The organism is Aeromonas sp. s1(2024), from assembly GCF_040908005.1.
Taxonomy (GTDB): Bacteria; Pseudomonadota; Gammaproteobacteria; order Enterobacterales; family Aeromonadaceae; genus Aeromonas; species Aeromonas caviae.
Map to the genome: position 1 here is coordinate 1 of NZ_JBFOCW010000037.1, position 6,146 is coordinate 6,146.

General features: G+C 53.0%; 6 protein-coding genes. All 6 read right to left on the reverse strand.

Annotation, left to right across the window (positions count from 1 at the left end):
• Nucleotides 1–37 precede the first annotated feature (37 nt).
• A protein-coding gene (locus AB5Y70_RS08830) for an IS3 family transposase (RefSeq protein WP_102948393.1) occupies nt 38–1,242 on the reverse strand; the annotation gives its coding sequence in 2 pieces (ribosomal slippage) (nt 38–924 and nt 924–1,242; 1,206 coding nt in all).
• A gap of 433 nt (nt 1,243–1,675) precedes the next feature.
• A complete protein-coding gene (locus tag AB5Y70_RS08835; RefSeq protein ID WP_127904506.1) occupies nt 1,676–2,479 on the reverse strand; it encodes a DUF5677 domain-containing protein in 804 nt (267 codons plus the stop codon).
• 245 nt (nt 2,480–2,724) lie between these two features.
• Entirely contained in the window at nt 2,725–3,372 is a 648-nt protein-coding gene (locus tag AB5Y70_RS08840) for a hypothetical protein (protein ID WP_010676217.1), read from the reverse strand.
• A gap of 88 nt (nt 3,373–3,460) precedes the next feature.
• Nucleotides 3,461–3,739: a tyrosine-type recombinase/integrase gene (locus AB5Y70_RS08845; protein WP_368175989.1), complete on the reverse strand. Its 279-nt coding sequence runs from the start codon at nt 3,737–3,739 to the stop codon at nt 3,461–3,463.
• Between the two features lie 63 nt (nt 3,740–3,802).
• Nucleotides 3,803–4,543, reverse strand: coding sequence for an IS21-like element helper ATPase IstB (gene istB / locus AB5Y70_RS08850; RefSeq protein WP_010675356.1), 741 nt, complete (start codon nt 4,541–4,543; stop codon nt 3,803–3,805).
• Nucleotides 4,530–6,029: an IS21 family transposase gene (istA, locus tag AB5Y70_RS08855; protein ID WP_368175977.1), complete on the reverse strand. Its 1,500-nt coding sequence runs from the start codon at nt 6,027–6,029 to the stop codon at nt 4,530–4,532. Before istA ends, istB begins: the two co-directional genes overlap by 14 nt.
• Nucleotides 6,030–6,146: the final 117 nt, after the last annotated feature.

Consider the following 6,146-nt stretch of genomic DNA (forward strand, 5'->3'; position numbering starts at 1 on the left):
TGGATTTGACCCCATAGGTCCAGACACTTTTTCCCGCTTAGGGTTGTGATACCCGACTGCGCAGAAATTCCCGTGGTGAACGGTATCCCAAGGCGCTGTGCGGGTGGTGCTCGTTATAATGCTCAAACGCGATAGCCAAATTGCCTACCGCTGTTCGGCTATCCGGTTTTGGCATCATCTCGATATAGTCTCGCTTCATCGTCTTCACGAAGCTCTCCGCTATACCGTTACTCTGTGGGCTTCTCACTGCTGTCGTTCTGGGCTCCAACCCGATTTCTCGTGCAAACGCGCGGGTCTCATGGGCTCGATACGCCGAGCCATTATCAGTCAGCCACTCCACCGGTGATGCCGGCAACGAATCCCCAAAGCGATGTTCGACAGACCTCAGCATGACATCTTGCACAGTGTCACTATCGTAACCCCCAGTACTGGCCGCCCAGTCCAACGCTTCCCTATCGCAGCAATCCATGGCGAACGTGACACGTAGTTTTTCACCGTTATCGCAGCGAAACTCGAAGCCATCTGAGCACCACCGTCGATTGCTCTCCTTGACGGCAACACGCCCCTTATGTGCCTGCTGGGCCAATGGTGCAGCTGGTTTTCTTTCCAGCAGCAAGCCATGTTCGCGCATGACGCGATATACCCGCTTAGCGTTTACCACAGGTTGTTCTGTTGCCTCAGACTGACGCCGTAACAGCGCCCAGACCCGGCGATAGCCATAGGAGGGAAGCTCTGCCATCGCCTCCATGATACGGCCAAGTAAGGCTGCATCATCACGCTGGCGATGATGACGACCATCTTGCCAACCCGGTTTTCGATGAACACGAACGGATAGCTGCGCACGCGATACATTAAGAGCCTGGCTCACAGCACTTAATCGTCGTCCCCCGGCAACAAGGGCGCATGCGCAATCCATTTTTTTGCTCGACCATACTCCACGGCTTCTTTGAGGATCTCGTTCTCCATGGTCTTCTTCCCGAGCAGACGCTGAAGCTCTCGGATCTGCTTGATGGCAGCAGCCAACTCGGAAGCAGGAACAACATCCTCACCGGCGGTGATCGCCGTGAGAGACCCTTCTTGGAATTGCTTACGCCATTTGAAAAGCTGGTTTGCGTTGACGTCGTGCAAGCGAGCAACATGAGAGACGGTCATCCCGGGCTCAAAGGTCTGCTGCACGATGGCGATCTTTTCTTGTGGAGTCCGGCGTCGACGGCGCTCGGCCCCTGTTAACACTTCGACCATCTTCTCGTTGTGACTAGTACTGAACATAGCTCCAAGACTACCTCTTAAGTTAAGAGGGGCGAAGTGTCTGGATCTTCAAGGGGCCAATCTACGTGAGTCCTTGTCGGTGTTACGCTGTCACATTAAGGTCTTGATCCAATGGGACTTAGATTATGAAACAGAAATGAGACGGTCAATCCCCCACGTGAAAAATCGTCTCACTGGGTATACCAATTGGGACGGTCGGAATGATAGAAGATAGAGTTGGACAAATCTGTAGATAAACCCAGAGTGAAGGTGGCAGATCATTAGAGTCACATGACAGGGAAGAGAGCTGGAAGTTTCATGGATGACCCGCCAGCATACCCCCAAGGGGGGGAATGAAGATGCTGGTGATTCCTTGAAAGGGCCTATAAATTTTTTTCAAAAATCACCAACATTGTCTTTTCAATGGTTATTTAATTTTGAGATGCTCAAGACCATTAAAAAGAACAGAGAAGTTGTTATTTGCCATACTAAAAATCGGAACCAACCATTCGAGGATCATGATGTGATAGTACAATTCTTGAGCACAATAAACCCCTTTCCCTCTCTCATGTTCTGCAAGCCGATAGAATGCCATGGGAAACGTATGGACTTGAGATGATAGAAATCGGTAGATCGCTCTAAATGATGGAGTTGAGATGCCTATTTTTGTTACAAGATCATCTTGGGACATGTTGAATGCTTCAACCCCACGTAAATAGTGATTTCTCTTCTTCTCAGGTAACGCGGAAAAAATTGGATTAGCATTTAACTCATCCTTACAGATTAACAGAACTTCATTATCCTTTAATAATTCTGCTTTTTTCTCTTCATTTGCTTCCAAGTCACATGTGAATTTAATCCGTGAAACATGGTCGTGCAGATTAAGAAGTCGCCATCTGAAATCCCACTCGTCCTTTGATACATCATCAATGCACAAGTAGAAAAACATCAGGTAGTTCTCAAGAAACACTCTACTTAGGGATGCAACAGATGCAAAATCCCAATGCTGTATTTCGAGCTTACGATTTGAGTTTGGAAGAATTTTTTGCATTGACTTGCCTGTCACACATAACTTCGTGAACAATGCTGATGCGTACCAATGCTTCCCCTCAGGCGCAGGGATTCTGCTGTATTTTACAGACAGAGCAATTGCTGTATTTAATAATGCAGAAAACTCGTCATAAAAATCTTTATACATTGGCCCGTTATAACTAATGTTTAATTTTTCCATTTTCTCTACACTATTTTAGTGAAAATTAAATTGGCATTATGTCCTCGCCATGGAATGCCGCGCAATTAAAATGAAAGGATCCTGTGAATCTTGCCAGCTAAACCTCAGGCCATCCTTCCAGCCCTGCATACGGTCAGCCTTCCTGTACTCACCGACCAGTAGGCTCTCTCACACATTCTCATCTCCCCCTTCCTCAGATGTTTTTGTGACGTACTAGGGGGTAAACATGGCGAGCTTATTGACCATTATTCCACTTTCGGCGATTGGATAATACTGGTGTTTCCCCTATTATCAGCAGGCTCGCCAGGTAAGAGTCCGGATAGTAATAAATGCTCTCCATCAGGGGAGCTCATAAACTCTATCAGTTCACTCTTGGCTTTTTCGGCGACAGTCAGGAGAGAATGTAACGCCTCTCTATTGTCCTTGATGATGCTGGCTGCAATCGCCAAATAGCGGATTGCCTCTTGGCAATTGGCCTCCGAGTTCAACGTAAATTGTGACAGGAAATGATGCACCAGCTCATTTCGTAACCCGACCAGCTGTTTGAGTTTTTCATTCATCCACTCCCCGCCTTCCAGGCCAAAACTGAAGCGGAAGTAAACTCGGCCGTTCAGAGCGTCATCATCAATTTCTTGCTCATTCTCCAACGTCGTTCTTTGGTTCCACTGACCAACCAAATACCCCAATGTTTTTCCGCCTAGAAGCTGACGGTCACGTTCTACGTTACGAGCCAACTCATCGGAGAACCCGCTCACCTTTAGAGTGGGCAGGGCTGCTTTGAGCATCAATTCAAACTGTTGCAACTGGAGGAGACATCGCCCGTACTCCAACGCAATTTGCTCTTTCAGGTCATTCAAACCAGATTGAGCCGTGTCAGGCCTATGGTGTTCCAATGGAGCTCTTCCTTGTGCTCATTAGCATCCAGCTAATAGTGGCTATTTGAGTTGAAGTACCTACTAGATGTTCACCAATGTAGCGCGTTCATAGTGCGACTTCGATAGCTGCCTGTAGCTTCTCGACTGCTATTCCACCACCATACCTGTCGTAGCTGATGGCACCATTGGTATGCCCCAAGATTGCCGCTGCATACTGTAACGGCACCCCATGATCCTTCAACACTGTTGCCACAGTATGCCGCAAGCTGTGGAAGTCTTTGTCTACAGGACGATGACGACTGAACCACTGCCCCCAAAGATGGCTGTAACCGTCTTGTCGATGAGGTAGCTCAGGGAACAACCGTCCCCCTTCCCTTTCCTGCACAAAGTCGATATGTCAATCAGCATCGAAAAATGACCAGGGTTCAGCGTCCAAAATTGACCAGGGTTAGCTGGCTGATTTCATCCTCTGTTTGAAGCGGTAGGAGTCGTTTCCTGTCTCGATGATCTCGCAGTGATGGGTGATCCTATCCAACATCGCCGTTGTCATCTTCTCATCCGTAAATACCTTGCTCCATTCGCTGAAGGCCAGGTTGGTGGTCAGGATCAGGCTGGTGCGCTCGTACAGCTTGCTGATCAGGTGAAATAGCAGGGCGCCACCGCTTTCGGCAAACGGCAAGTAGCCCAGTTCGTCCAGGATAACCGCATCGACATTGACCAGCCGGTTGGCAAGCTGCCCGGCTTTGCCTGCCGCCTTCTCCTGCTCCAGTTGGTTGACCAGATCCACCACGCCGTAGAAACGCACTCGCTTGCCCCGGCGCACGGCATTGCGCCCCAGGGCGATGGCCAGATGGGTTTTACCCGTCCCGGTTCCGCCTATCAGCAGCAGATTGCGCTTCTGCTCCAGGAAGTCATCTCTATCCAGCGCGGACAGGTGCACGGGGCTGACCGGGGTGTCTGCGGTCTCGAAGCTGTCCAGGTCCCTGGCCAGCGGGAACTTGGCGATGCCCATCTGATAGCGGATCGAGCGGCACTGACGTTCGGATTCTTCGGCTTCGATCATCCGTTTGAGCCACTGCTCCGGCGGTGGTAAGGGACGCTCCCGATGCGCCAGCAGCTCGTCGCACAGCGCCGCCATACCAAACAGTTTCAACCCCTGCAGGCGCTGGTAAATTTCATCGGCTGACATGCTGACCTCCCGGTAACAGGCTGTCATAGCGTTGGCAGTTGGCCTGCGGCGGCTGTGCAAGCGGCACCACCTGAGCATGGAGCTGTGGCACCTCGACGGGGCGGCGCAGCCGCTGCAGGTGGTTGAGTACCAGCTCGGCCGAGCTGCCGCCCAGCAGCAGTACCTGCTGGCAGGCTTGCTCCAACAGGTCGAGTCCGTCCTGCCGGGCAGCCAACAGTAGCTTGACCATGTCCCGGTCACCGCCCTTGCGGCTCAGCAGTTGCTGCTGTAAGCGGCTCAAAGCCGGCGGTAACACCCACTCCTTGAAGGGAGCACCGTGGCGCAGCGCGCCGGGTTTGTGCTCGAGCAGGCCGAGGTAATGCCAGGGGTCGAACTGGGTCTTGTCCCGGCCAAACTGGCGGGGATGCTCGGCAATAAGCTCGCTCTGGGCATACACCTGGAGCCGGTCAGCGAAGACCCGGGCTGTGACATGACGATGGGCGTAACGGCTGTCGACACTGTAGGTGTTGCGGTCGAAGTGGATGAGGCAGGTGCTGTCAACCCGCAGCTCCCGCTCCACATAGCCATTGAAGCGCGCAGCCAGGGGGCGCAGGGTGGTCCGTTCCTGCTCGAAGCGCTGCCACACTGTTTGCGAGGGGTCGTCCGGGTGGGGGCGTGTTTGTGCTGCCTGCTCCAGCTCCTGGATAAGCCGACGGTTGAGCTCGGCCAGGCTGTCGACCTTGCGCCGGGGTGTAAAGCAGCGCCGGCGCACATCCTGAACCTGTTTCTCAACCTGGCCCTTTTCCCAACCCGAGGCAGGGGTGCAGGCTACCGGCTCAATGACGTAATGGCTCATCAGCGCCAGGAAGCGGGGATTGAAGCGGCGCTCTTTCCCCTCAAGTACTTGGTCGATACAGGTCTTGAGGTTGTCGTAGATGCCCTGGCGTGGCACGCCGCCCCAGTAGTGAAAGGCCGCATCGTGAGCGGCAAACACCATCTCCTGGGTTTCGCGAGGAAACACCATGACGAAGGGCTGGCGGCTGTGGGTGAGGCGAAAATGGGCAGCCTTGACCCACTGCACCACGCCGCCGATCTCCACCTCTTCCTCGCTCCAGTCAAACTGATAGGCCTCACCAGCCGCGAACGTCAGGGGGACAAAGGCAGCCACTTTGGCTGACTGCTGTTTATAGTCACGGACGAAGCGCTGGACGCTGTCGTAGGCCCCCTGGTAGCCCAGGCGTTGTAGGTCTTCGAAGAGTTGCCTGGCACAGCGGCGTTGTCGCTTGGGCCGCTTGGCATCGAGGTCCAGCCACTGGGTCAGTGTCGACTCGAATTCACCGAGCTTGGGCCTGGCTGGCTGTGGACGGCGGTACTTGGGCGGTTCGGAGGGAGGTTGGCGAAGGTATTTGCGAACGGTATTGCGAGAGAGTCCTGTGACTTTAGCGATGGCGCTGATGGACTGGCCGTCCACCTGATGCATACGCCGGATCTTCAACACGGTTTCCATGATTAACACTCCAGGTTCTCCGATCCAAAGATCGGATAGTTGCACACACTCCGGGGTGGTCAAAATTGGACGCTGAAAACCCCGGAAACCTGGTCATTTTTGCGCGCTGATCAACAG

What these genes read in the sequence shown, in the direction of transcription:
- AB5Y70_RS08835 (WP_127904506.1), bottom strand. Translation starts at nt 2,479, where the DNA reads ATGGAAAAATTAAACATTAGTTATAACGGGCCAATGTATAAAGATTTT.
- istB (WP_010675356.1), bottom strand. Translation starts at nt 4,543, where the DNA reads ATGTCAGCCGATGAAATTTACCAGCGCCTGCAGGGGTTGAAACTGTTT.
- istA (WP_368175977.1), bottom strand. Translation starts at nt 6,029, where the DNA reads ATGGAAACCGTGTTGAAGATCCGGCGTATGCATCAGGTGGACGGCCAG.